Source organism: Corynebacterium sp. HMSC068H04, from assembly GCF_001811255.1.
GTDB classification, from domain to species: domain Bacteria; phylum Actinomycetota; class Actinomycetes; order Mycobacteriales; family Mycobacteriaceae; genus Corynebacterium; species Corynebacterium hesseae.
In genome coordinates, this window is sequence record NZ_KV803978.1 from 14,777 (window position 1) to 39,090 (window position 24,314).

The following is a 24,314-nucleotide window of genomic DNA, read 5'->3' on the forward strand; positions in this document are numbered from 1 at the left end:
ACGACGCCATCCCGGACTCGCCTTAACCAACCAAAAATAGCGGCAGTCCTTTACTCGGCGGTTTTTCCAGTCTTGTACCCCACGCCGCGCACGGTGAGGACGATACGCGGATCCTCGGGGTCGTGCTCAATCTTCGCGCGCAGGCGCTGGACGTGCACGTTGACAAGGCGCGTATCGGATGCGTGGCGGTAACCCCAGACAGATTCAAGCAGCGCCTCGCGAGTATGCACCTGGCCGGGCTTGCGCGCCATCTCCAGAAGAAGGTCGAACTCCAGCGGAGTCAGCGAGATTTCCTCGCCGCCCTTGCGGGTAACGGTGTGCTCGGGGACGTCGATAAGCAGGTCCCCCACCTCAATAATTTCTCCCGTGCCCCCATCGATTCGACGCAGGCGCGCGCGGATACGGGCGATGAGCTCCTTCGGCTTGAAGGGCTTGGTGATGTAATCATCCGCACCCGATTCGAGGCCGAGAACCACATCAACGGTGTCTGTCTTCGCCGTCAGCATGACGATGGGCACCGAGGACTCAGTACGAATGGCGCGGCAAATATCCACGCCATTCATGCCCGGAAGCATGAGATCCAACAGGATCAGATCCGGGTCATGCTCGCGGAAGGCCGGGATCGCCTCATTTCCATCGTTAACGGCAATAGGCTCCAGCCCTTCTGCCTCGAGCACGATGGTGAGCATTTCGGCGATTGCCGGGTCATCATCCACGACCAAGATTTTCGGTGCCACTTTATTGTTCTCCTACAAGCTCCTTGACAGCTTGGATAATCATATCGGCATCCGCGGTGGCGATCCACCGCCCTGCCCACTGCTGCTCTGCTAAGCGACGGTAGGCGGCCGCCGTGCGAGACTGCAACGCGGCATCGCGCTCATAGCGGTCGCGGTTGCGCCCTTCATCCTCTGCTGCACGGGCCACGGCACGCTGACCGGCAAGGGCGACGTCGGTATCCAAAAAGATCTGCAGCTGCGGCACCGGCAGGCCGAAGCGTTCAAACTCGAGCTCATAGATCCAATCGACGATGAGCTCACCGCCGACCCGCGCGGCGGAATACGCAGCGTTGGACGCCACATAGCGATCCAAGATGAGCAGGCTATCCGTGGACTCAGCGGCGGCAAGGAGCTGCTCTTTGGCTCCGTGCCGATCCAGCGCAAAGAGCGTAGCCATTCCATAGACCGAATCGGTCAGATCCCCCATACGCCCATACAGGGCCTCCTGCGCGAGCTGCGCATGGATGGACTCTTCGTAGCGGGGAAAGCTCAAGACTTCGACATCGCAGGCTAGTTCTTCCCGCAGGCGCTGGGTAATGGTGTTTTTACCCGCGCCATCGATTCCTTCAATACTGATCAGCATGCTGTTATATCTAGCGTGTACCTAGTGCTGCCGTTAGGACAAGGCCTCGATGAAGGGCTCGAGGTCGTAGTCTTCCTCGACCTCTTCGAGCAACTCCAGGGCATGTTCGTTGAGGTTTTCGCTGCCGGATCCGGCGAGATCCCGGATGAAGGGATAGTCTTCGACGACTTCTCCGGCGCTGAACGGGGCGCCTGCCCAGATCGCGGCTATCGTGGCCGCCGCCAAGGCGTTACGCTGCTCCTCCTCGGTCTGTTCTTCGCCCGAGACCGCAAGCGCGCAGGCGTCATCTACCGCGGCAACGATTTCTTCATCCTCGAGGTCTGCCAGTTCATCCAGGAAGTCGACGTTGACCTCGTCGGCGAAGATGTCCTCATCCCATGAGCTCATTGCTTTCTCCTTCATCCTTAAGTGAATTAGGGGTCTGTGTTTTTATCCGCGTTCGTGTATCCACGGTGGGCCGGTGCAGCTTCGCGGGCGGGCGCTCCGCGCAGCCGGTATCTAATCCAATTTCTACCATTCTTTAGATGCCCTCATGCAAGGCTTCGGTCAGGAGCGCTGTTTTATTACGGTCACACCGATCCGCGCCGTCTTCCGACTGCCCCCTCCTCCTGTCCTCCTCCATATGTTGCATTTCACCCACTGCCCTATACCACGCCTGAACGGGGAATTTTGCCCAGGCCATTTACTATCTCCAGATTTGTGTTATCGTTGTTACCGACTTGTGACATTTACGCAGGCTTTTGTGCAGGAAGGAGAGCGCCCCGCATGACGAGCAGTTCACGCCGCATCTTGGTCTTTGTCGCGGCCGGCCTCCTCTGTGCCGTCGCCGTAGGCGTCGCAGTGTGGCGCATGAGCGCGCCCGAATCCGTCGTGTCTAAGCCCTCCGCTGCCACCGCCGTGTCGAGCACCGCGTCTTCCGCTCCCTCGACAACGCATTCCTATACCACCACGGCTGCCCCGACATCCACGCAACCGAAGCAATCGAAAACCAATGTCGCCGCGCCGGCGGAGGATCCCTACCTGGCGCCGAATGCCGTGGTGAACCGCACGGAGCCGGTTGGCCCCACGGCCGTTTATCGCCCCGACAATGTTTCCTCACTGCAGAACCAGCAGCCGCAGGCAACTCCGAACAATCCGTACCCGCAGGTGCCGGTCAGCACGGCCCCTGCCGTGCCGCCAACGGACGGCTCTACTCCGGCCTCCGAAACACCGATTCCGGGTACTCCTCAGCAAAGCTCCGAGCCCACTCAGCCGTCGGCCACGCCGGAATCTCAGACCGCCGTGCCGCAAGAGGGCCCAGTGGAGGACCAGGACGGCAGCCAGCCCGCTGAGCAGCCGCAACCCAAGGAACCTACGCCCTCGCAGAACACTGGAGTTCCTAAACCCCTTGACTCCTTCATCCCGCGCCCCGCCGGGTTCACTCAGAACGCGCCCGCGCCTAGTGCGGATCCGGAGCCGAAAGCGCAACAGGGCGAGCCTACCGATGCCGCTCCACAGGGCGGCGAGGTACAAGGCGCCGATGTAGTGGAAGCAGTGGAGCGCGAATCCGCGGCTTACCGCACCAACGAGGCCGCCCCGACCCCCGCCGCGCCGACGGATGATGCTCCCGCGGCGGAGGAGCCTTCCGCAGCGACCCCCACCGCTTCTCATTCGGCCGACAACGGCGAGACTACCGCCGCATCAGCATTGACGCAGTCCGCCTAATTACCCGCGCCGTTAACTAAACGGCAGCAGAGTTAACGAAACGGCCGCAGGCTAAACGCGGGCGATAAATACCTCGGTGCCTTCGCCACCGGTGGAACGAACAGAGGCGGCCGGGTCGCTAGCGGGAATCCACGCCGCGTGACCCGCGCCAAGGCTGACGTTTTCTGCCTCGGCATTGCTCAGCGCCACCGAGCCGGAGGTGCACAGCACAATCATGGGGCCATCGCTGTCGACCTCGACGCTCTCCTCACCAGAAAGCTCGACGCGGTCCAGCAGGAACTCCTCAATCGGCACCGGGTAGGACCATGCCTCTGCACCCTTTATGCCTCCTGTCTCGGCTGCGTCTTTCAGGTCCACGCGCGGATCTTCAGCCGCCTGGTAGGTGAGGACTTTAACCAGCTCGGGGACGTCGACAAACTTCGGGGTCAGGCCACCGCGCAGCACGTTATCGGAGTTAGCCATGATCTCTACGCCCAGGCCAGAGACATAGGCATGCAGCTGCCCGGCGTCAAGGTAAATCGCCTCCCCTGGCTGCAGGACGATGTGATTGAGCAGCAACGCGCCCAACACGCCGATATCCCCCGGGTATTGCTCGTTGAGCTTGGCCACGGTGGCCATCACGGTGGCCATCCACGGCTCGCCCGCCTGGTTGCTGCGCAGGCGCTCGCCCGCCGCTACCACCGCGCTGATCAGCTCCTTGCGCTTGGCTCCCGGGATGGTAATCCACGTGGTAAACAGCGCGCGGAGGCTGTCGCCTTCAGCGGCAGGATCGGTGTCGAGCATGCCCTCGTAGTGAGCCAGTTCTTCGCAGTCCAAGGCCGCAAAGAGGCTGCGGGTCTGCGCTAGCGGACGGAAACCCGCCATGGCGTAGAACTCCGTGAGCGCCACGATGAGCTCTGGCTTGTGGTTGTCATCCTTGTAGTTGCGGTTTGACGCCGTGAGGTCGATTCCCGCCGCGTTCTCGCGGGCGAAACCTTCCTCGGCCTGCTGCTTCGAAGGGTGCGCCTGCAGCGACAGCGGCTCTGCAGCCGCCAAAATCTTCAGCAAGAAGGGAAGGCCGGCGCCATACTTGTCAGCCACCCGCTGCCCCAGCTGGCCTTGCGGATCCGCCGCGATGATCTCATCCAGCTTTTCTCCCTCAATCGTTGAGGGATCCGCCGGGTGCGCACCAAACCACAGCTCAGCAACCGGGCTTTGAGCCTCGGGCTCGCCGAGCAGCGTCGGAATCAGCGTGCGCGAGCCCCACGAGTAATTGCGGGCAGCACTGGTGAGCAACTTCATTGACTTCCTCTATTTCACGTCGTAGGCGGTCGCGGCATAACTGCGCGTAATCAGCTGCAGCGCGCGGGCCAATTCCCCACAGGAGGTATCGGCGCTCGCCGCTGCGAACGAGTGGGGAAGGTTCGCCTCTTCCTGTCCCCATAAAACAACTCTCAAGGGTACCAAAGGCTCCTCCGCTTCAAACGGGTCATAGAAGATGTCCGTCGGATTTGTCTGCAGAATCGGCCCTAAGCCTTCCGCGTCGACGACGGTCCCGCCTAGCCCATGGACTGCCCACAGCGTGCCCGCCATGCGGGCAACGAGAGCGTCGAGGTGCACCCGCGTGCGCTCCTCCGAGAACGCATAGGGATCGGGTCCACAGCTGTGGATGATTCGTCCGCCTTCCACAAATTCACGCAACGCGCGCCCGGGGTTCGTCGTGGAATCGCGCTGCGGTGACAGCGCTTCCAGCTCACGGTCCACGGCATCGGCAACGTCCTCCAACCGGCGGGAGACCAACACCGGGTCTTCGCTTAACACCGCGCTCACCGCATGCACGGCCGTGATGGCGCGCACCGGTGAAATCCCTTCGGCCGTGGGAAGGGTGTCGATGACGACGGTGTCCTCAGGAGCATCCTCGATTTCATTCAGCAGAATCGTCGTCGCCCCTCGGCGCGCGGCGTCGTGCAGCGCGCGCTCTGCCCATGGGCTATCCCCCGCCACCACCACGACGTCGAGGGCACCGGTAAAGAGCGGCAGCGATTCGCTGACCATGATGGGAACCTCAGCGGGCTCGGCTAGGCCCACGGCGACGTGGGCAGCGGCGCGGGAAACCTGGTCAGCGGCAAGGACGACGATGCTGCGCGGGCGCAGCCCACCCAGCACGCGAGCCAGCTCCGGTACGGCGGCGGCCACCACGCGAGCTTGCGCGCCTTCGTGGGCGATGTCAAAGAAGCTCACGGATTCGGGGTCATAGGAAGTCATAAGCCCGAGCATAGCTAGGATGAGTGGCCATGAGCATTCATCCGGTAGTCCTTGTCGGCGGCGGCCCTGGCGCGTGGGATCTCATCACCGTGCGCGGCATGCGGGCGCTGCAGGAAGCCGAGGTCATCGTGGCTGATCACCTCGGCCCCACTGCCCAGCTGGATAAGCTGTGTGATGTTGACGCCAAGGAGCTTATCGACGTCTCCAAGATCCCCTACCGCGCCCAAGTGGCCCAGGAGCGCATCAACGAGGTCCTCATCGAGCACGCCCTGGCAGGCCGCCGCGTGGTGCGTCTGAAGGGCGGCGATCCTTATGTATTTGGTCGCGGCTTCGAAGAGCTCACCGCACTTACCGCCGCGGGTCTCCCGGTGGAGGTCATCCCCGGAGTGACCTCGGCGGTGGCCGTCCCCGCGCTGGCAGGAACGCCGGTGACTCACCGTGGCGTCGTCCATGCCTTCACGGTGGTCTCCGGGCACCTGCCGCCAGGACACCCCAAGTCCTTGGTGGATTGGGCAGCACTCGCGCGGTCTGGGGCCACACTTTCGGTCATCATGGGTGTGAAGAACGCGGCGGCCATTGCCACCGCGCTGATCGACGCCTCCCTTTCCCCCCACACCCCCGTACACATCATCCAGGAGGGCTCCCTCAACGGTGAGCGGGCATTCCACTGCGAGCTGGCTCAACTAGGAGCCACAATGGAGGAAAACTCGGTGGCTCCGCCAGCGGTCATCGTTATCGGCGAGGTTGCTGGGCTCTAGTCAACGCCTATACGGCAGGTTTCTATGATCGCGGCGAGCTCACGCCGACGGGTTCTGAATCCTCCGCAGGAGTGCCGGCAGGAAAGCCATCGCGTCCGGTCGGCTCCGTGGTTTCGACAACGCGGCTGCCGCCCCGCTGGGGCGCGGTGCTGGCACCGCTGTGCTCGTTTTCCTTGCCGCCAGCGCGGCGCGCACGGCGGGCGTTTCCCCACACAGTCACCGCCACGCCCAGAACGAGCGCGATGAACTGCACGATGAGGGTCTGCGGGTGCTGCAGGGCCCACCCCAAAGCTTTGGGGATGTTGAGCGCCACGATGGCAGTTCCGACGAATCCACCGAGGAGTGTGGGATTGATGCGGGAAATGAGCCACGCCGCAACCGGCGCAGTGATCGCCCCGCCGATAAGCAGGGCCACGACCGCGGCAGCGTTGGCCACGATTTCTTCCCAGAGGCCAACGATGAAGCCTGCCGTCGCGCCAAAGGTAACAAGGAATTCTGCGGTGTTGACGGTGCCGACAATGCGCCGCGGTTGTTCGCGGCCGACCGCCAACAGCGTCGAGGTGGAAATCGGCCCCCATCCGCCGCCACCCGAGGCGTCGACGAAGCCTCCCAGCACTCCGAGGCCGGCGAGGAAAGGAGTCGAATGCGGCCGGGATTCTCGCGGTGCGGCGCTGCGCGTTCGCGAAAAGCGCCAGACCAGGTTGATGCCCAAGGCGATGAGGATGGCGGAGGTTACGGGCGCGGCTGCTTCCAGTGAGAGGTTGGACAGAACCGCCGCCCCGATGAAGGCAGACAGGCCTCCCGGCACACCGAGCTTGAGCACGGTGGGCCAGTGCACGTTGCCGAAGCGCCAGTGGCTGATTCCGGAGACCAGAGTGGTGCCGAGCTCCGAGGTGTGCACTACCGCAGAGGCTGTTGCCGGCCCCAGACCAGCCAGCAACAGGATGGTGGTAGAGGTTACGCCAAAGCCCATTCCGATGCCGCCGTCGACAAGCTGCGCGGCAGCACCCGCCAGCGCGATGAGGATGAGGCTACGCATGGGCCACCTCCGCATAGCGATGGGACACAATGCCGGCGAGGGCCTCCCCTAGCGGAGGGAGCACACGCCTGGGCTGCTCACTGGTATGCCTAGAATCCCCTTCGAGGCGATCCAAGAGCAAGCCGGGACTCACGAAGAGCGGCACGACGACTTCCTGATTCCCCTCCGGCCCCACGGGCCGGCGCTCGCCGCGCGTAGCAAAAGAGACCTCCGCCGCGCAGCCGGTGAGCTCGCCCACGCGCCGCGCCAGATCAGCTACCGCAGCATTAGCACGCTCATCGGAGGAACCGACGGAGTACACCACGACGGTATCCGTTCCTTCCGGCACCTGCTGCGCGAGCAGCCTTGCCATATCCTCCCCGGTGCCGAGGCCGCGTGCTTGGCGGAGGGTGACTCCGGAGGCCGCGGAGGCCTGGGCCAGTGCAGCGGGGACGTCGACGCGCTGGTGGTAGCCCTCTGTAAAAAGCAAGGGCACAACAATCGCCTCGCGCACGCCTTGTTCAGCAAGGTTGTGCGCGGCCTCTTCGAGGGGAGGATCGTTGAACTCGAGGTGCGCGGCGGTGGCTGGCGCACCGGCAAGCTCGCCGGCAGCGCGGGTCAGGGCCGCCACGCTCGCTGCGGCCGCGGGATGGCGCGAGCCGTGCGAGAGGGTCAGCAGTGCGGTGGTGGAATTCGGGGCTGTCATGACTGGGCGGTGTCCTTTTCCTAGGCGGTGGCGGTGGAGTGGCCGCGGCGAGCGAGGGAGCGCTGCAAAGCCTCCGTTGAGGACACCGCCAGCGCGGGCGCTACCGGGGCATCGTCTTGGCCGTGGAAGCGTACGGAAAAGATGCGGAGGCATTCTTCGCACTTCCAGGCGAAGTCATCTTCTTCATCGGGGAACAGGTTGGTCCCAGCGCAATAGGGGCAGTAGGCGGGATGGTTGCGGTTGGGGTTGGGCTTGCGGCGGAAATTCATTGCAAGTCCTCCTCGTCCGCGCGCAGCACCCAGTGGCGGAACTGCTCGCCGTCCTCGCGCTGCTCCTTGTATTTATTGACCAAGCGGATGACATAGTCGGGGACTTCATCGGCCACCACCTTGTGCCCGCGCAGCTTGCGGCCCCAGTCCGGGGATAGGCCGAGGGCACCACCTAGGTGAACTTGGAAGCCTTCAACGCGATTGCCATCAGAGTCAGTGACTATCTGTCCCTTCAACCCAATGTCCGAAACCTGCGAGCGCGCGCAGGCATTGGGGCAGCCGTTGAGGGCGATGGACAGCGGCACGTCGAGGTCGCCGAGGGTATCTTCCAGGATGTCGACGAGCTCGATGGCGCGGGCCTTGGTGGTCACGTGGGCGAGCTTACAAAATTCCAGGCCGGTGCAGGAGATGACGCCGCGGCGGAACTCCGAAGGCTGGGAGTACAAGCCCGTCTCATCCAAAGCACGGGACAGGGCGGGGATATCCTCTTCCTCGACGTCGAGGAAGAGAAGCTCCTTCATCGGGGTGGTACGGATGCGGTTGATTCCGAATTTCTCGGCCACGTCGGCGATGGCGATGAGCTGCTCGCCGGTGGCATGCCCCACAGTGGGCTTGACGCCCACGTAGAACTTGCCGTCCCGCTGGCGGTGCACGCCGAGGTGGTCGCGGCTACCGGGGGCGATGGGGAGCGGGAGGCCGTCGAGAAGCGGCGCGTCCAGATACTCCTCTTCTAGAACCCTGCGGAACTTCTCAATGCCCCACTGCGCCACGAGGAACTTCAGGCGCGCGCGGTTGCGGTTGCGGCGGAAGCCATAGTCGCGGAAGATGCGCGCGACACCGGCCCACACCTCCGGGACGCGCTCAAGCGGGATCCATGCGCCGAGGGATTGCGAGAGCATCGGGTTGGTGGACAGGCCTCCGCCCACGAAGCAATCGAAGCCCGGCCCGTACTCAGGGTGCTCGGTGCCAACAAAAGCGATGTCCTGGATTTCGTGCGTCACGTCCTGCCGGGAGTTGCCAGAAATGGCGGTCTTAAACTTGCGCGGGAGGTTGTGAAACTCCTCGCGCGGGAGATAGTTGTTCTTGATCTCCTCGATGGCCGGGGTGGCGTCGATAATCTCGTCGGCCGCCACGCCCGCTACCGGTGAGCCTAGGATGACGCGGGGCACGTCGCCGCAGCCCAGCAGGGTATCCAAGCCGACGGAGCGCAGTTTCTCCCAGATGGCGGGAACGTTTTCAATCTGAATCCAGTGCAGCTGTATGTTCTGGCGGTCCGTAAAGTCCGCGGTGGAGCGCGCATAGTCGCGCGAAATCTCCCCTACGGCGCGCAACTTGGCGGGATCGGCGCGTCCGCCGTCGAAGCGCACGCGCATCATGAAGTATTCATCCTGCAGCTCGGTGTTGCTGAGCTTAGAGGTCATCTCACCGCCCAGGTTCTGGTTGCGCTGGGTGTACAGGCCCAGCCACTTGAAACGGGGAGCGAGATCCTCGGCGGAGATGGAAGAAAATCCCTGCTTGGAATAGATATCGATAACGCGCTGGCGCACGGCCAGGGCATCGTCGGCCTGCTTGATCTCCTCGTCGGAGTTCAGCGGTGCAGTGCCATCAATCTTCCACTGGCCTTCCGGTTTCTTCGCGCGTGGCTTTCGCTTTGTGGCGGTGGTCATAATTTGCTACCTTTCGTCGGTTAGTGAAAACCTACCGGTCTAGACAAAGCAGACAAAGCAGTCTTTTTTATTTTCTCCCGAATATGCAAAGCACGCTGGGTTTATGCCACAATGTTCTCCGAATGTAATTAGGCCCAGTTGCCCTACAGCAGACAAGCCGGTTCAATGAAACCCACGCTTGTTTAGACCTAAGCTTTCGTTAGTTACTACAACATTCCGAAAGGCCATCATGACCCAGCAGCCCCTGAAAGTAGCCGTCATCGGCGCCGGCCCAGCCGGCATCTACGCCTCCGACATCCTGGTGAAGAAGACTGGCGGCAACGTTCAGCTCGATCTCATCGAGCAGATGCCAGCCCCCTTCGGGCTCATCCGCTACGGAGTGGCTCCGGACCACCCGCGCATTAAGGGAATCATTAACTCCCTGCACCGAGTGCTCGACACCGAACAGATCCGCCTTCTGTCCAACATCACTGTGGGCCGCGATGTCACCGTCTCCGAACTCGAGGAATACTACGACGCCGTCGTCTTCGCCACCGGCGCCGTTGGTGACCGGGGCATGCAGATCCCGGGCTCCGATCTCGAGGGCGTCCACGGCGCCGGCGAGTTCGTCGGTTTCTACGACGGAAACCCGCGCTTCGAGCGCTCCTGGGACTTGTCCGCCACCGACGTCGCCGTGATCGGCGTGGGCAACGTGGGCCTCGACGTGGCCCGCATCCTGGCCAAGACCGGCGATGAGCTTAAGGAAGCCACCGAGATCCCCGATAACGTCTACGAGTCCCTGGCCAAGAATCAGGCCACCACCGTGCGAGTCTTCGGCCGCCGCGGTCCGGCACAGGCTAAGTTCACCCCGCTGGAGCTCAAGGAGCTCGACCACTCCCCCACCATCAACGTGGTGGTGGACCCGGAGGACATCGACTACGACGAGGCCTCCCTCAAGGCCCGCGAAGAGGCCAAGTCCTGCGATCTGGTGTGCCAGACCTTGGAGGGCTACGCCATCCGTGAGCCCAAGGATGCGCCGCACACCCTGCAGATCCACCTCTTCGAGCAGCCGGTGGAGTTCATCGGTGAGAACGGCAAGGTCACAGCAGTAAAGACCGAGCGCACTGCCCTCAACGGCGATGGCTCCGTCACCGGCACCGGCAAGTTCACCGAGTGGCCGGCACAGGCCGTCTACCTGGCCGTGGGTTACCGCTCTGATGCCATCGAGGGCGTTCCCTTCAATAAGCAGAAGAACGTCATCAACAATGACGGCGGCCACGTTGTCGACCTCGACGGTGACGTCGTGCCGGGCCTCTACACCACCGGCTGGATCAAGCGCGGCCCGGTGGGGCTCATCGGTAACACCAAGTCCGATGCCACGGAAACCATCGGCATGCTGCTTGCCGACGCCGATGCGGGCAACCTCTCCCACTCCCGCGAGGAGGACATCGTGGAACTCTTCAAGTCCAAGGGCTTGGAGCACCTGACCTGGGAGGGCTGGAAGAAGCTCGACGCCGCCGAGCGCGCACTGGGTGAGGCCGAGGGCCGCGAGCGCAAGAAGTTCGTCGAGTGGGAAGAGATGGTCACCCACTCTCGTGACTAAGGCGCACGCGCCGAGCACCTAACCGTGCATGTCTAAGACAAACACAGCGGGCGCGGGGAGGAAGCACACACGCTTCTCCCTGCGCCCGCTGTGCGTTTCGGGAGGCCCGCGCAGCCAATCGTTACGATGGTGGCGCGCTCGTCTTTATAATGAAGCCCACCCTCATACAAGGCGGATAAGATTTGACTTTCGAGATTGCATATAACCAGCCCACAGCGTTTTTCTGGCAAGACCTTGAATCCACCATCGCCACCGTCAAGAGCGACTTTGATCCGCTTTTTCTCAACTTCGTTGAAATTGACAAACCCGCTAAGCCACTATCAAATCTCGATCGAGTCTGGATCTTCCAAGAGCAAAACGGAATAACCGCGGTGAGCTATTCGCTCGACGAGTCAGATCGCCTGTTCCAGCTCCTCATTCACACACATGAAGAACTCGAACATCCGCCCCTAGGGATGGCGATTACGAAGACCGAGGTTTCCCGGCAATGGGTACTCATTGCTTACTCGAATCAGCTAGATGCGATGACGCGTTCCTACTCCCAACATTGGCTCGGGAAAGAGACCACCGAAGATTCAATGGCTCCCGACTTTCCAGTAAAAGCTCAAGATATGAACGAACAGCGCATTCTCGAATTCCTTGAAGAAAACGGCCTCGACGTTGCCATGTCTTCAGCTTCACCAAGAAGTGCACGATATTTCCTCGTCACAAACCGAGAACTGACTCTAGAGGAGTGGGAGGAATACTACTCTCGCATGGGAAACTGAGTTACTCTACAACCAACAATGGCACCAGCGACGGAGCAACAATGAGCACAGAACGAGTAATCATCCACCTCCCAACCACTCCAGCCGCGCCAGATGAGATCTACAACCTCGTGATCTCCGCTAGCCAGGCAGAAAACCACTTCTCGCAACAAGCTCTGCAGCTCTACCAATACCTCACCAAAGTATTAGCGCCACACAAGATAGCTGTGGAGCTCACCGGATCAAATTGCCTTGCCATCAGCGATTTCGACGACCACATCGCCCAGTTACTCCTATCCGTCAGCCCCGTGCTTTCCTACTTCGCAACGTTCACCGTCCTCGAGAACGAGCAGTTGGTGTGGACATTTGGTGATGAAAACTCAAACTTCACCACCGAAACGATGGAGTACCAAGCGCCTTGGGCTAGTCTCCGCAGCATTCCTTACTGGATTGATTACATCACTACAAATGCTTGGTCGCTAGCGAACCTCAATGTGGGAACCGATCCGCGGGATTTCCTGATCATCAGTGACAACACCAAAATTGAGCATTACATCCAGTGTTACTTCAGCCCAGACAGCAACAACTACCGCGTAGAAATGCGCCTCGGCGATGCTCTGCACCACTACTGGTGCGATAAGAACGACGCCGCAAGTGTCATCCAAGAACTCTCCACCTGGATGACTGCCCCCCCAACCACTCCACCGCTGGGTGGAACAAACTAGATATTTCATAGCTCACGTCTCAAGGTTGCACGTGTGGTGAAAGCAGTTTGAGTAAATTGAGCTGACCCGTGCCCACTTCTAGGCGGTGCAGTCCTACTTGGTGCCCAGTAGCTCCTGGATGCTGACGACCGACTTCGTCGCCTTACTCACGTCGCTGCCCTCGACAGAGGAGGGCGGCGGGTAGAGGAAAATGCCCTGCGTCAGTGCCAAGGACGCCACATCGTCCTGCCAGCCAGGCCAGCGCAGCCCCTCGAAGACCACATCGAGGCCGCCACCCAGCGCAGCAAGAAGGAAAGCCGAGTAGCCGCCACCAAGCCCATCCCATGTGAGGGTGTCAGGCCCGAAATAGCAGACCTCGCCGGGCGCAACACCCAGCGCACCGCCATCGATGGCGAATAGGCCGCCGAGGACATCATGCCCGACAATCAGCTCGCCGGGCGGCGCCGACATGTCGCCGCCCAACCCGTTAGCTTCCGCGATACTCGGCAGGTGTTCGCTGCCGCCGCCGTACAAACGTATCCAGCCGTGGTCGACGACGATACCGCCGGTGTGCAAAGCAACGGCTCCCATCGGTGATGCGGCGGTAACCTGCAGCTCCCACAGAGAGCGCCGCCCTCGCTCTGAGTCAATGGGCAGCACGACTGCATCAGATTCAGCCAGTGGCTTCTGCAAGTGGGGCCAGGCCGGTTCGTCGACGGCAATGAGGCTTTCGATGTCACGCATGGAGGCTCCTTCGCTTGTCATGTTCATGCCTTCAGCTGGAGGGGCGGTGGCGGTTTTCTAGGCGCGGATGATGCCGAGGACCTCGTCGACGATGGCCTGCACCTCATCAGCGGTCTTGGCCTCAACGTTGAGGCGCAGCAGCGGCTCAGTGTTGGAGGCGCGGACGTTGAACCACGCGTCGGTGCCCTTCAGCTGTACGGTCACGCCGTCGAGCTCGTCGACGGACTCAATCTTGTCCGCCAACTCATCGAGCACGCGCTGCGTCGTAGCCTTCTGGTCATCCACGGTGGAGTTGATCTCACCCGAGGCCTCATAGCGCGAGTACTGCGCCATGAGCTCGCTCAGCGGCTTGTCCTGCTCACCCAGAGCAGCCAGCACGTGCATGGCAGCGAGCATGCCGGAGTCCGCATTCCAGAACTCCTGGAAGTAGTAGTGCGCGGAGTGCTCGCCACCAAAGACCGCCTTCTCCTTGGCCATCTGGGCCTTGATGAAGGAGTGACCCACGCGGGTACGCACGGCCTTGCCGCCCTTCTCCGCGATGAGCTCCGGAACGGTCTTGGACGTAATCAGGTTATGGATGACGGTGGCACCAGGGAACTTATCCAGGTAGCGCTCCGCGACCAACGCACAGATGGCGGACGGGGACACCGGCTGGCCCTTCTCATCCACCACGAAGCAGCGATCCGCATCGCCGTCGAAAGCAAGGCCGATATCCGCCTTCTGTTCGACGGTGAACTTCTGCAGGTCCACCAAGTTCTTCGGATCCAGCGGGTTAGCCTCGTGGTTGGGGAAGGTGCCGTCGAGCTCAAAGTAGAGATCCCGAACGTCGAAAGGCAGGCCCTCAAAGACCGCCGGGACGGTGTGGCCACCCATGCCATTCGCGGCGTCGACAGCCACGACCAATGGGCGGGAGTTCTCCAGCGGCACCAGGCCGCGAAGGAATGCCGCGTAGTCCGGAAGAACCTCACGCTCAGTGACGGTGCCCGGCTCACCGTCGAAGGCCGGGGTGCCGTCGATCAGCATGTCCTTGATCTGCTCCAGCCCCGTCTCCTGCCCCACCGGAACAGCGCCCGCGCGGCAGAGCTTGATGCCGTTGTACTTAGCCGGGTTGTGGGAGGCGGTGAACATAGCGCCCGCGCAATTGAGGTGGCCGGCGGCAAAGTACAGCTCATCGGTGGACGTGAGGCCGAGCTGGATAACATCAAGGCCCTGCGCGGCAGCGCCCTCAGCAAAGGCGGCTGCCAGCTGCGGGGAGGACGGACGCATGTCGTGGCCTACTGCCACGGTGGTCTCCCCTTCCCCGCGGAGGATGGCGGCGTAGGCCGCTCCAGTATCGCGGACGAGGGTTTCGTCGATGTCCTCGCCCACCACGCCACGGACGTCATAGGCTTTGATCACTGCATTGAGCTGTTCACGAGTTCGCATAGCCCACAAGCATACCCCCGTCGGTCGCGGTAATCCGCGTGCGACGAACTAGTCGGCGTCCGGAACCACCGTCAGGTGAGCGCGGCGGCGCTGGCGGGCATCGTGGACGCGGCGGGTTCGGAACACGGGGTGGTTCGAATTCCGCGGATCCGCGCCGTCGAAAGTAGCGGAATAGTCAATGGGATCGGCGCCGGAACCAGCAGTGGAATCATCCACCAAGCCAGTGGTCACGCGCCCAGCCTCACGGACCGCCTCGGCGAGAGCTGTAAGGTCATCATCCTCATCGAGCTCGATGCGGTCAACGCGCACCATTTCCCATCCTTGCGGGGCGGTAATTCGTGCGCTGTGCTTTTCGCACAGATCCCAGGCATGGGGATCGGTTTCTTCGGAGAGCGGGCCCACGACGGCGGTTTGCTGCGCATAGGCATAGGTCAACGTCGCCACGGCGGGACGGCCGCAGCCGGGGCGGGAGCAATGGCGAGAGCTATTCACGGGCCCAAGTCTAAACCCTAACTTGAGATTTAGATAGTTCAGCGCGGCGCGTCTCGCCGCGAGCCCACCTCGATGCGGCTTAGACTAAGCCGCATGACCACGCCCCGCCCGCATATTCGCCCGGCCCGCCACCGCCATGGCCGTGGTGCCCGCGGACCGCTGTTGCCGCAGAATACGCCGCGCTACCGCAGCAGCGCCGAGCGCTTCGACATGGCCGCGCTCGAGGCCTACGCCCCCATTCACAATGCCTTTGCCGAGCAGCTCACCGGACTCGATCTCGCCGTTGATACCGTGCCCCGCATGCGCCTCTCAGTTGATATGACTGTGTTGCCGGATGAAATCATCGCCGATGGCCCTGTTCCGCTCGGGCGCATCGTCCCGGCGGGCGTGGATTCCAAAGGCCAACCCACGCGCGCCCGACTCGTCATTTTCCGCATGCCCGTGGAGGAGCGCGTGCACTCCGCGCAGGAGCGTGAAGAGCTACTGTCCACGGTGCTAACCGCTCTGGTGGCCAATTACCTCAACGTCGATCCCGGTGATATCGATCCGCGTTTTACTTGGTAAAGGCTAGGGGTGCAGAGCGACCCTGCCCTAAAACCACTTCTCCCCCTCACCGCCGAGACCCGAGCCAAATGACATAGGACTGTGCAGTGAGGGGGAGCACTGATGCTGGTTAGTAGCTGCTTTGAGCTCTAACCAATCTCACGCTTGAGGCGGCGACGCTCACGGTCCGAAAGCCCGCCCCAGATACCGAAGCGCTCGTCATGCTCCAAGGCATACTCGAGGCATTCATCACGCACCGCGCAGGCCTGGCAGATGCGCTTGGCCTCGCGGGTAGATCCTCCCTTCTCCGGGAAGAATGCTTCTGGATCCGTCTGGGCGCACAGCGCCTGGTCTTGCCACTCCTGCTCGACGGCACCAAAGAGTTCATCGAGCGACATCTCTGCAGCAGCACCGCCACGGAGAATAGCGCTGTTATTCGTTGTATTGTCCACGCCGCTTCCTTTCTCCGAGGTCGTTTCTCTCTTAATTCGATGGCACCGACCCTACACCGAAAAGATTTTTCGGTGCCGTGCCCGCCGTGCCGTTGATTACACTGATGTCATTTCACACCGAATCACTAAATATCGTCAACCTGTCGCGGGAGATTTTTCGGCGGCCCCAGCGAAAACGCTGTACAGCATCCCCAACTTTCACATCCGTCACAGATCGCCCATCTAGGGGGCAATCATCGGGGGTACTACATGTAGTGCCCGCCCCCAACCCTGTGAACAATTCTAAGGTTGCTTCGGCGTGTCGCCACCCAGTTAGGCAAAACACATGGATCTCAATCGCACCATGAAAACCATGCGTCACGCCCAAAAGATACGGAAAGCACCGAGAAGGTTCCTTCCTCCTCGGTGCCTTGTCCTCCTTTTACGGCGCAGCGCTTAGGCGTCGGAGCTGAAACGCACGCCAGCGTCCGGAATGCTCACGCCCGGGAAGACGCGCATGCCGCCCTGCAGTTCGCAGCGCGCGCCAATGGTGGCGCCTTCACCAATAACGCAGCCATCGATATGCGCGTTGGCACCGATGTGCGCGCCCGAGGCAATGATGGAGTTATTAATGATGGCACCCGGCTCAATGGTCACGCCGTCGAAGACCACCGTGCCGTCCAGACGCGACCCCGCCCCAATGACAGACCCGCGGCCCACAGCCGTACCCGACAGCAACAGCACGCCACCGGCAATACCCGCGGACTCATCCACCACGGACTCGCCCGTGCGGCCCACCAGCAACGGTGAATGTGCAATGCCGCGCACCAGATCGGAAGAACCGCGGACGAAATCATCCGGGCGGCCCATGTCGCGCCAATAGGAGTTGTCCACGTGCCCAACCACTAGGCGGCCGGACTCCAGCAGCTGCGGGAAGGTCTCGCGCTCCACGGAAACCACACGGCCCTCCGGGATGGTCGCAATAACATCCTTCTTAAACACGTAGCAGCCAGCGTTAATCTGGTTCGTCGGCGGATCCTCGGTCTTCTCCAAGAAAGCGGTCACCCGCCCGTTGGAATCCGTCGGGACGCAGCCAAACGCGCGGGGATCGGCAACGTTGAGCAGGTGCATCGTCACGTCGGCATCCTTCGAGTGGTGAGTATCGAGGATGCCGTTGAGGTCCATACCGGATAGAACGTCACCGTTGAACACCATGACCGTATCCTGGTGCAGCTTGTCGTAGACATTGCGGATACCGCCGCCCGTACCCAGTGCGGTTTCCTCCACGACGTACTCGATCTCCAGACCCAGATCTGAGCCGTCCCCGAAGTACTCCTCAAAAACCTCCGCCTTATAGGAGGTGGAGAGCACCACGTGCTCAATCCCCGCGTCCTTGATGCGGGCGAGGAGGTGCTGAAGGAATGGGTAGTTGGCCGTGGACAGCATCGGCTTCGGTGTGCCAATCGTCAGCGGGCGCAGGCGAGTGCCGCGACCTCCCACCAGAATGACGGCATCGGCCGTCGATCCCCACTGGGGCGCTGATTCAGTCATATCGTTCCTTAATCTCTTTTCAGATAAGCCACCGTTAGTGTATAGGCGCACCTAGCTCAGGAGCCGTCGCGGCACGCGCTTAATACCAGCCCACGTACTCGCAGCCCCAGCCACAAGGCCACGCGCAGGGGCGCTTGGTACCAGTGCGGGTGCCTGTCCGCCTGGAAGCGATAGGCCGAATCATGGTGCGCGCGCAGCATTGCGCCGCGGTGCGCCTGCGTCGAATGGCCTTTGGCGTGGGTAATCACCGCCGTGGGGCAGAAGATATTGCGCCAGCCGGCGCGGACGAAGCGGTCACCTAAGTCCACATCCTCCAAATACATGAAGTAACGCTCATCAAAGCCGCCAATCTGTGCAAAAGCCTCCCAGCGCACCAACAGACAGGAGCCGGATAGCCAGCCGGCGGGGCGCTCGCTGTCCATGTCGGCGTCATCGCGGTAGGCGCGCGACCACGGGTTGGAGGGCCAGATCGTTCCGAACAGCGCATGGCCAATTCCCGTGAGCAACGTGGGCACTGCGCGCGCCGAAGGATAGTTACTGCCATCCGGCTCCACGATGCGCGGCCCCACCGCCGCGGCATCCGAGTGACGGCGTGCGCACGCAATCAGCTCATCCAGGGAGCCTTCGCTAAAGGTCACGTCCGGGTTGGCGATGAGGAAAAATTCGTCATCGACCCCACGCGCACGCACAAAGCGCGCGCCGGCGTTCATCCCCGCGCCGTAGCCGATGTTGCCGCCGGTATCGAGGAATTCCACGTCCACGTGTTCCCGCGCGGCGGCTTCTGGCACCCCGTCGGTCGAGCCGTTGTCGGCAAGGATGGTGAGGGTAGGGCGGGACGTCGCCAAGCGCAGCGATGCCAAGAAGTCGCTGAGGTAACGGCCGGGAGAAAAGGTCACGGTGACCACGGCCAGGGGTTTCTGTAAATTCTTCACGATGAATCTGAGCGTACCCAACGCCAACGCGCGCACGCGCCCGCGACACTGCTTCACGTTTTTGCAGCGAGCTCACCTAAACTAGTCCCGTGACTTCCCCGAACTCCCCGCGCGCCGCCCGCCATATCCAGGCCGCGCCCTCGCAGTCCGCGCCCACCGCCCAACGAGGATCGACGCCGGTGAAAGCCATCGTCGCTTTCTTGTCCGCCGTCGTCCTCGTGGTCTCCGGCGTGGGTTACTTCACCGTGGGCAAGCTGGGAAATGACATCTCCTCTGCGTCGAACCTGGCGCTGGGCAACCAGGGTGGTTTCAAGGACAGCAGTCTCGATGGCGCGGTAGATATCCTGCTCGTGGGCAAGGACTCCCGCACCGACGCCAAGGGGAATCCGCTTTCCGAACAGGAGCTGGCAGATCTGCATGCCGGCGTGGACGAAGGAGAGGAAAACACGGACACCATCATGGTGATCCGTATTCCGAACGATGGCTCGCGCGCGACTGCGGTGTCCATCCCGCGCGATACCTATGTCCACGACAGCGAGTTCGGAAACACCAAGATCAATGCCGTCTTCGCGCTCCACAAGTCCGCCAAGATGGAGGAGCTCCAGCAGGAGAACGCTGAAGCTGAGGCAGCAGGTAAGAAGCCTCCTCACACGGAGAAGGAGATGGAGAAGGAGAGCACGGAGGCCGGCCGTGCTGGTCTCATCTCGATGGTGCGCACGCTCACGGATGTCAGCGTTGATCACTACGCTGAGGTGGGGCTCTTGGGCTTCGTGCTGCTTACCGACGCCGTCGGGGGCGTCGATGTCTGCCTCAACAATGACGTGGATGATCCGATGTCCGGTGCGAAGTTCCCGAAGGGGCGCCAGACCCTCAAGGGCTCCGAGGGCTTGTCCTTCGTGCGCCAGCGCTACGACCTGCCGCGCGGCGACCTCGACCGCATCGTGCGCCAGCAGGCCTACATGGCCTCGCTGACCTCGAAGGTTTTGGATTCGGGAACGCTGACGTCCCCGGGCAAGCTCAACAAGATTTCCGATGCCGTGGAGCGCTCCGTTGTCATCGATGATGGCTGGGACATCATGGGATTCGTCACCCAGCTGGCCGGTTTGGCCGGCGGCAACGTGACCTTTACGACGATCCCGGTGACCTCCATTACCGGCGTGGGCGATTATGGCGAATCGGTGGTGACCATCGATACCGCGGAGGTCCACCGCTTCATGGATGATCTGGCCAAGTCCCAAGAGAAGGCTGAGGAAGAAAAGAAGTCTGAGGATGCCGCCACGGACAAGGCAGCCGAGGAGGGCGAAAAGCCCGTGGCCGAGGACCTCAACCTCCACGTCCTGAACGCCGGCACCGTCGACGGCATGGCCGGCGGAATCGGCGCGTGGTTGAAGAACGTGGGCTACACCGTTGAGCGCACCGCCAATGCGCAGTCGGGCCTGTATACCGAGTCCCAGATTGTGGCCGCGGATGCCAACGATGAGCGCGCACAGGCCTTGGCTGAGCAGCTCGGTGGCCTGCCGGTCACGGCCAACGAGGAGCTCGAGCCGGACACCTTCATCGTGGTGGCAACTGATGACTACTCCGGTCCGAAGGACGACTCCGCGCAAGAAGAGGAGGCTTCCGCCGAGACGAGCGAAGGCGGCGACACCCAGCAGGTGGGTACTCCGGGCGATGACTTCGGTACCGCGGAGGTGGCACCGGAAATCGACGCCGGCGGCGACGGCCCGCGCTGCGTGAATTAAGAGCGTCGTGGCGGGCTGAGCGCCCGCCACCTACGATGGGCGGACATGGAACTCCTTCAGCATCTCTTGTCCGCCGATGCCTCAGCTCCCCGCCTCAGCGTTTACAACGAAGCTGACGGCACCCGCATGGACTTCTCGGCGCAGACGCTGGAGAACTGGACCTCCAAGATTGCCAACATGCTGTTGGAAGAGCTCGACCTTGAGCCCGGCACCGATGCTCGCATCCTCATCGACCTTCCGGTGTCGTGGCAGGCTGCCGTCATTGCGCTTGGGGCACTAGCCGCGGGCATCCCCTTTGACATTACGGATGGTGCGGCTGCCCCAGAGCCGCACGCCGATAATGTCGCCGTAGTTTTCACCTCCCCGGAGGCCTACCTCGAGGCCACCGCCGGCTCGGCTTCTACCCCACTGGTCGACACGGTGCTGGTCACGCAGGATCCTTTTGGCCGCGGCGTGGTTGAAAGCGGCGGCGAGTTGCCGCTCGGCACCATCGACTTCGGCCCCACGGTGCGCTTTTATGGCGATCACTTCTATGGTTCCACCACTCCGCTTCCGGAGCTTTTCCCCACCGAGTTGGGCGCTGAGCGCGTGCTGTCTCCAGGGTGGAGCGACACCGCCTCCTTCCAACGTGCTGTGTTAGAGCCACTGGCTGCGGGTGGCTCGGCCGTCATCGTGTCCGGCTTGTGCTCGGCGGACCGCTTGGAGGAAATCGCGGCCAACGAGAAGGTCACTGTCCGCGCTTGAAGCCTGTCGTGAGATAGTAGACCGATGTTCAGCTGGCTCTACGTCTTCATCGGCCTACTCATCCTTGTGGGCACAATCTGCCAGGGCACCATCGGATTCGGCCTGGGCACCATCGCCACCCCAATCTTGGCGCTGATTAAGCCGGAGCTTGTTCCCACGCTCATCTTGTTGCTGGCCTTCGTCATTTCAACCACGACAATGCTCAAGTCACGCTCGGCGGTGTCGTGGGACATCGTGGCCATTTCCTCCATTGCGCGAATACCCGGCTCGCTGCTCGGTGCCTGGGCCATTGCCTCCCTCTCCCACCGCGGGCTCTCCCTTTTCATCGGCTGCGCCGTCATCTTTGCCATGACCTTGTCTAGTCTTAGCTGGTCGCCGAAGCGAACCACCACCAACATCGCGGTGGCGGGCGTCGCCTCTGGGTTCCTGGGTACGTCCACCTCCATCGGTGGTCCGCCGATGGCGTTAGTGCTCAAGGGCTACGACCCCGCCCGCATACGCGGCACCCTGTCGGGCACGTTCATCATTGGCTGCGCCATCTCGCTGGCGATCTTGGCCTTAAGCAGGCAAATCACCAGCCTGCAGCTCACCGCGGCCGCGGCCTACCTGCCGGTAGCCATCGTGGGCCTCATCGCCGCCGGCTACCTCAACCGATTCATCAACGCCACGGTGCTCAACCGCATCGTCATCGTCGTGGCGATCAGCGCGGCTGTGGCGCTCATTGTTGAGGGGCTAGTTGCTGCCTAACGACCGCGGCCTACTGCCACGACCACGCTCCACACTGTCCGTTCTGCCAAAGTTATCGCCTCCGACTCAAGATCTGGCAATAACTTTGTCAACTAGGGCAGTCGGGCGGCTGCGGGACGTCGGGCGGCTCAGGCAAGTCGGGCGGCTCAGGCAAATCGGGCGGCAGATACCCTAAGTGCTCGCTGTATTCCCAGGGCTTTGGCTTGGGCGGCAACACTCCCTCATGCCAGAAGCCGATGAATTTGAAGTAGCGCTTCTCGAAGTCCGGATTCCTGGCATTGGCTATCTGGTCGATGACATAGTCCAGATGATGTGCCACGCAATGACCTGTGTAGCGCAACGTGAGCCACCCAATCAGCGCACCCTCGTTGTTCTTCCAATGGTCTCGTAGCCATGCCTCTCGCTGGGAATGGAATTTCATCCCGTTGATTTCTACCGCAACCTTGAGCTCTGGGAGCACGATGTCCCAGGTGTAGTGGCCGATAACAACGTTGCACTCAACTTTGAGCCCATGCCTCTTCAGTCCCTTCGCCACCTTGACCTCCGCACCGGAATCCGTGAACAGGGCGGCTTGCTCCAGCATCCGTTGGCTTGCAACAGGGATGACATTGAGTGCTTCGCGGTGGCTGTCCAAGCGAGCACGCCCCGACTTCGAAGAATAGATAGATTCGAAGACGCGAATCCCCAGATCAGGACTAACGGACTTCATAGCGACAAGAGGATTAAGAATCCGGATCCCCGACAAAGTGACAAAACTAGTGACGCTCACCCGTGAATGCACATAAAAGGTCGATGCCGGCATTCGCTCCACGCTGGCGAGCCTCAGCGGAAAAGTGACAGGCTCGCCAAGGAGTACCTGGGCAGCCGTTGTACCTGTCGCCTTAAGGTATGGACGGTGCTCCTGCAACAGCTTCAAAAGCTCTAAAGGCTCAGGCCTGCCCCAGACGTAGATTCCCTTGGCGATTCTCGCAATCTCCCCACGGCTCACGCGAGTTGCAAGCGCGCCTTTAGATAGGCCGCGCACAACGCCATGGTTCATGTCATTCCCCCCGGAAAGTTTGGCCTCCACGCTAACATGGCGCCCCGCCACATGCCGAGCAACTGCCCGTTCTGCCAAAGTTATAGCCTCTGATTCAAGATCTGGCCTGATTTTTGGCAACAACGACAGTTATGCCCAATGCAAACTAAGCAGACCCTAGCGAAGCGACCCCTCAATAAAACTGCGGAACCGCCGAGCAATCTGCTCTATCTCCTGCCCCGCGAAGTGGCCCGGGGACCATGCCGCCACCAGTGGCACACCGCCCAGCGCGCGCTCGCCATCAACGACATCAAAGCCCACCAGCCGCGCCGGCTGCAGCTCCGTCATTAAAGCTACAGCTCGCCCGGTACGCGCCAAGGCGCATAACGTCGCCGTATCATCGCACTCCACGTGCGAGCCCAGGGCATAGCCAGCCGTGCCCACGAAGGAATCCACCACCCCGCGGGACACGCTGCGCCGCGAGGGCAGCGCCACATTTTCCTGCAGCAAGCGCTCAACCTCCACGCTTGTCGAACCCGCGCATTCCAGCGCCAGCGGGTGCGTCGGCGGCACCCAGGCGCGCACCGGAATCGTGCCCAGCGGCAAGGAAGCCACGTCATTGCCCGGCGGGATGGTAGCAATCACCATGTCGGCGGTTCCTTCCAGCGCGTCGAAGACGTCGTAGTGCGAGACCGGAGTCGTCGTAAGCAGAGGAATCGACGAGCCGGCGGCCTCTATAAACGGAGCGAGAAGCGTCGACATCGTCGTCGGCGTGGCCGCCACGCGCAGCGCCGGAATTCTGCCAGCCCGAAGTGCCTCCACCGCCTGCCCGGCGCGCGCGGATGCAGCGAGGAGGCGGCGACAGGTAGGGATGAGGGCATGCGCTGCGTCGCTCAGCACAAGCGCAGATCCAGCCCGCACGAAGAGCTCAAGGTCCAGTTCCTTTTCAAAGCGCCGGAGTTGGCGGCTCAGTGCCGGCTGGGTAATTCCGAGGCGTGAGGCGGCAGCGGTCACCGTCCCGGCCTCAGCCACCGCGAGGAAATATTTGGCCTTCACCATGTCCATTCCCCTACTTTTACCAGCCCCCATGCCCTATATGCATGGCTTTAGAGCTTTAGCAGCATTAGACAACATGACATCACCAAAGAATAATGAGACCATTACCACAACAAAGCCTAGGAGGTTCTC

At 62.0% G+C, this 24,314-nt stretch carries 26 protein-coding genes; 9 read left to right on the top strand and 17 right to left on the bottom strand.

Annotation, left to right across the window (positions count from 1 at the left end):
* Window positions 1–50: 50 nt before the first annotated feature.
* Genes mtrA through HMPREF2792_RS03450 form a run of 3 tightly spaced genes read right to left on the bottom strand, consistent with a single transcriptional unit; the run spans window position 51 to window position 1,746 of the window.
* Window positions 51–737 carry an MtrAB system response regulator MtrA gene (gene mtrA, locus HMPREF2792_RS03440; protein WP_070522560.1) on the bottom strand — a complete coding sequence of 229 codons (687 nt, stop codon included), beginning with the start codon at window positions 735–737 and terminating at the stop codon, window positions 51–53.
* A gap of 1 nt (window position 738) precedes the next feature.
* Window positions 739–1,359, bottom strand: a complete 621-nt coding sequence (locus HMPREF2792_RS03445) for a dTMP kinase (RefSeq protein WP_070530849.1) — start codon at window positions 1,357–1,359, stop codon at window positions 739–741.
* A gap of 33 nt (window positions 1,360–1,392) precedes the next feature.
* Complete coding sequence (locus tag HMPREF2792_RS03450; protein WP_070522555.1) at window positions 1,393–1,746, bottom strand: DUF4259 domain-containing protein; 354 nt, start codon at window positions 1,744–1,746, stop codon at window positions 1,393–1,395.
* A 378-nt stretch (window positions 1,747–2,124) separates the two neighbouring features.
* Between HMPREF2792_RS03450 and HMPREF2792_RS03455 the strand changes: the two genes are divergently transcribed.
* On the top strand, window positions 2,125–3,063 hold the full coding sequence (locus HMPREF2792_RS03455) for a DNA-directed RNA polymerase II (RefSeq protein WP_070530851.1): 939 nt from the start codon (window positions 2,125–2,127) through the stop codon (window positions 3,061–3,063).
* Window positions 3,064–3,114: 51 nt separating this feature from the next.
* Here the strand turns inward: HMPREF2792_RS03455 and manA are convergent, their stop codons facing one another.
* Together manA and HMPREF2792_RS03465 are read right to left on the bottom strand one after the other, a co-directional pair.
* Complete coding sequence (manA, locus tag HMPREF2792_RS03460; RefSeq protein WP_070530853.1) at window positions 3,115–4,344, bottom strand: mannose-6-phosphate isomerase, class I; 1,230 nt, start codon at window positions 4,342–4,344, stop codon at window positions 3,115–3,117.
* A 9-nt stretch (window positions 4,345–4,353) separates the two neighbouring features.
* Window positions 4,354–5,307: an exopolyphosphatase gene (locus tag HMPREF2792_RS03465; protein WP_232748449.1), complete on the bottom strand. Its 954-nt coding sequence runs from the start codon at window positions 5,305–5,307 to the stop codon at window positions 4,354–4,356.
* Between the two features lie 29 nt (window positions 5,308–5,336).
* On the opposite strand from HMPREF2792_RS03465, the gene cobA reads away from it, so the two are divergent.
* The gene (cobA, locus tag HMPREF2792_RS03470) at window positions 5,337–6,065 is read left to right on the top strand and encodes a uroporphyrinogen-III C-methyltransferase (protein WP_070530857.1); all 729 of its coding nucleotides are present in this window, start codon (window positions 5,337–5,339) and stop codon (window positions 6,063–6,065) included.
* A 22-nt stretch (window positions 6,066–6,087) separates the two neighbouring features.
* Here the strand turns inward: cobA and HMPREF2792_RS03475 are convergent, their stop codons facing one another.
* Genes HMPREF2792_RS03475 through HMPREF2792_RS03490 form a run of 4 tightly spaced genes read right to left on the bottom strand, consistent with a single transcriptional unit; the run spans window position 6,088 to window position 9,725 of the window.
* Complete coding sequence (locus HMPREF2792_RS03475) at window positions 6,088–7,104, bottom strand: sulfite exporter TauE/SafE family protein (protein WP_070522543.1); 1,017 nt, start codon at window positions 7,102–7,104, stop codon at window positions 6,088–6,090.
* Window positions 7,097–7,789, bottom strand: a complete 693-nt coding sequence (locus HMPREF2792_RS03480; protein ID WP_070530858.1) for a sirohydrochlorin chelatase — start codon at window positions 7,787–7,789, stop codon at window positions 7,097–7,099. The genes HMPREF2792_RS03475 and HMPREF2792_RS03480 overlap by 8 nt, the downstream gene beginning before the upstream one ends.
* 20 nt (window positions 7,790–7,809) lie before the next feature.
* The gene (locus HMPREF2792_RS03485; RefSeq protein WP_070530860.1) at window positions 7,810–8,058 is read right to left on the bottom strand and encodes a hypothetical protein; all 249 of its coding nucleotides are present in this window, start codon (window positions 8,056–8,058) and stop codon (window positions 7,810–7,812) included.
* A complete protein-coding gene (locus HMPREF2792_RS03490) occupies window positions 8,055–9,725 on the bottom strand; it encodes a nitrite/sulfite reductase (RefSeq protein ID WP_070530861.1) in 1,671 nt (556 codons plus the stop codon). Before HMPREF2792_RS03490 ends, HMPREF2792_RS03485 begins: the two co-directional genes overlap by 4 nt.
* A 229-nt stretch (window positions 9,726–9,954) precedes the next feature.
* Between HMPREF2792_RS03490 and HMPREF2792_RS03495 the strand changes: the two genes are divergently transcribed.
* From HMPREF2792_RS03495 to HMPREF2792_RS03505, 3 genes are all read left to right on the top strand, one after another.
* The gene (locus HMPREF2792_RS03495) at window positions 9,955–11,307 is read left to right on the top strand and encodes an FAD-dependent oxidoreductase (protein WP_070530863.1); all 1,353 of its coding nucleotides are present in this window, start codon (window positions 9,955–9,957) and stop codon (window positions 11,305–11,307) included.
* A 182-nt stretch (window positions 11,308–11,489) separates the two neighbouring features.
* On the top strand, window positions 11,490–12,074 hold the full coding sequence (locus HMPREF2792_RS03500) for a hypothetical protein (protein ID WP_070530865.1): 585 nt from the start codon (window positions 11,490–11,492) through the stop codon (window positions 12,072–12,074).
* A gap of 41 nt (window positions 12,075–12,115) precedes the next feature.
* Window positions 12,116–12,778 carry a hypothetical protein gene (locus HMPREF2792_RS03505; protein ID WP_070530868.1) on the top strand — a complete coding sequence of 221 codons (663 nt, stop codon included), beginning with the start codon at window positions 12,116–12,118 and terminating at the stop codon, window positions 12,776–12,778.
* 93 nt (window positions 12,779–12,871) lie between these two features.
* On the opposite strand, the gene HMPREF2792_RS03510 is transcribed toward HMPREF2792_RS03505, so the two are convergent.
* Genes HMPREF2792_RS03510 through HMPREF2792_RS03520 form a run of 3 tightly spaced genes read right to left on the bottom strand, consistent with a single transcriptional unit; the run spans window position 12,872 to window position 15,418 of the window.
* Window positions 12,872–13,522: a DUF2625 family protein gene (locus tag HMPREF2792_RS03510; RefSeq protein ID WP_158011577.1), complete on the bottom strand. Its 651-nt coding sequence runs from the start codon at window positions 13,520–13,522 to the stop codon at window positions 12,872–12,874.
* Window positions 13,523–13,558: 36 nt separating this feature from the next.
* A complete protein-coding gene (locus HMPREF2792_RS03515; RefSeq protein WP_070530873.1) occupies window positions 13,559–14,926 on the bottom strand; it encodes a phosphomannomutase/phosphoglucomutase in 1,368 nt (455 codons plus the stop codon).
* 48 nt (window positions 14,927–14,974) lie between these two features.
* Window positions 14,975–15,418: a DUF3499 domain-containing protein gene (locus tag HMPREF2792_RS03520; RefSeq protein ID WP_083299235.1), complete on the bottom strand. Its 444-nt coding sequence runs from the start codon at window positions 15,416–15,418 to the stop codon at window positions 14,975–14,977.
* Window positions 15,419–15,511: 93 nt separating this feature from the next.
* Here HMPREF2792_RS03520 and HMPREF2792_RS03525 point away from each other — a divergent pair, with 93 nt between their 5' ends.
* Window positions 15,512–15,982, top strand: a complete 471-nt coding sequence (locus HMPREF2792_RS03525) for a metallopeptidase family protein (protein WP_070530875.1) — start codon at window positions 15,512–15,514, stop codon at window positions 15,980–15,982.
* A 128-nt stretch (window positions 15,983–16,110) separates the two neighbouring features.
* Here the strand turns inward: HMPREF2792_RS03525 and HMPREF2792_RS03530 are convergent, their stop codons facing one another.
* The 3 genes from HMPREF2792_RS03530 to HMPREF2792_RS03540 all read right to left on the bottom strand — a co-directional run bounded on the left by HMPREF2792_RS03530 (window position 16,111) and on the right by HMPREF2792_RS03540 (window position 18,875).
* A complete protein-coding gene (locus HMPREF2792_RS03530; RefSeq protein ID WP_005528147.1) occupies window positions 16,111–16,359 on the bottom strand; it encodes a WhiB family transcriptional regulator in 249 nt (82 codons plus the stop codon).
* Between the two features lie 489 nt (window positions 16,360–16,848).
* The gene (locus tag HMPREF2792_RS03535) at window positions 16,849–17,943 is read right to left on the bottom strand and encodes a mannose-1-phosphate guanylyltransferase (RefSeq protein WP_070530877.1); all 1,095 of its coding nucleotides are present in this window, start codon (window positions 17,941–17,943) and stop codon (window positions 16,849–16,851) included.
* 56 nt (window positions 17,944–17,999) lie between these two features.
* A complete protein-coding gene (locus tag HMPREF2792_RS03540; protein ID WP_070531091.1) occupies window positions 18,000–18,875 on the bottom strand; it encodes a glycosyltransferase family 2 protein in 876 nt (291 codons plus the stop codon).
* A gap of 89 nt (window positions 18,876–18,964) precedes the next feature.
* Here HMPREF2792_RS03540 and HMPREF2792_RS03545 point away from each other — a divergent pair, with 89 nt between their 5' ends.
* The 3 genes from HMPREF2792_RS03545 to HMPREF2792_RS03555 are packed head-to-tail and all read left to right on the top strand — an operon-like array spanning window position 18,965 to window position 22,108.
* On the top strand, window positions 18,965–20,617 hold the full coding sequence (locus HMPREF2792_RS03545) for an LCP family protein (RefSeq protein ID WP_198530290.1): 1,653 nt from the start codon (window positions 18,965–18,967) through the stop codon (window positions 20,615–20,617).
* A gap of 45 nt (window positions 20,618–20,662) precedes the next feature.
* A complete protein-coding gene (locus HMPREF2792_RS03550; RefSeq protein ID WP_070530882.1) occupies window positions 20,663–21,361 on the top strand; it encodes a TIGR03089 family protein in 699 nt (232 codons plus the stop codon).
* A gap of 24 nt (window positions 21,362–21,385) precedes the next feature.
* A complete protein-coding gene (locus HMPREF2792_RS03555; protein ID WP_070530884.1) occupies window positions 21,386–22,108 on the top strand; it encodes a sulfite exporter TauE/SafE family protein in 723 nt (240 codons plus the stop codon).
* An 88-nt stretch (window positions 22,109–22,196) separates the two neighbouring features.
* Here HMPREF2792_RS03555 and HMPREF2792_RS03560 read toward each other — a convergent pair whose 3' ends face one another.
* Window positions 22,197–23,147: a type IV toxin-antitoxin system AbiEi family antitoxin domain-containing protein gene (locus HMPREF2792_RS03560; protein WP_070531092.1), complete on the bottom strand. Its 951-nt coding sequence runs from the start codon at window positions 23,145–23,147 to the stop codon at window positions 22,197–22,199.
* 156 nt (window positions 23,148–23,303) lie between these two features.
* Window positions 23,304–24,185, bottom strand: a complete 882-nt coding sequence (locus HMPREF2792_RS03565; protein ID WP_232748450.1) for a LysR family transcriptional regulator — start codon at window positions 24,183–24,185, stop codon at window positions 23,304–23,306.
* Between the last annotated feature and the right edge of the window lie 129 nt (window positions 24,186–24,314).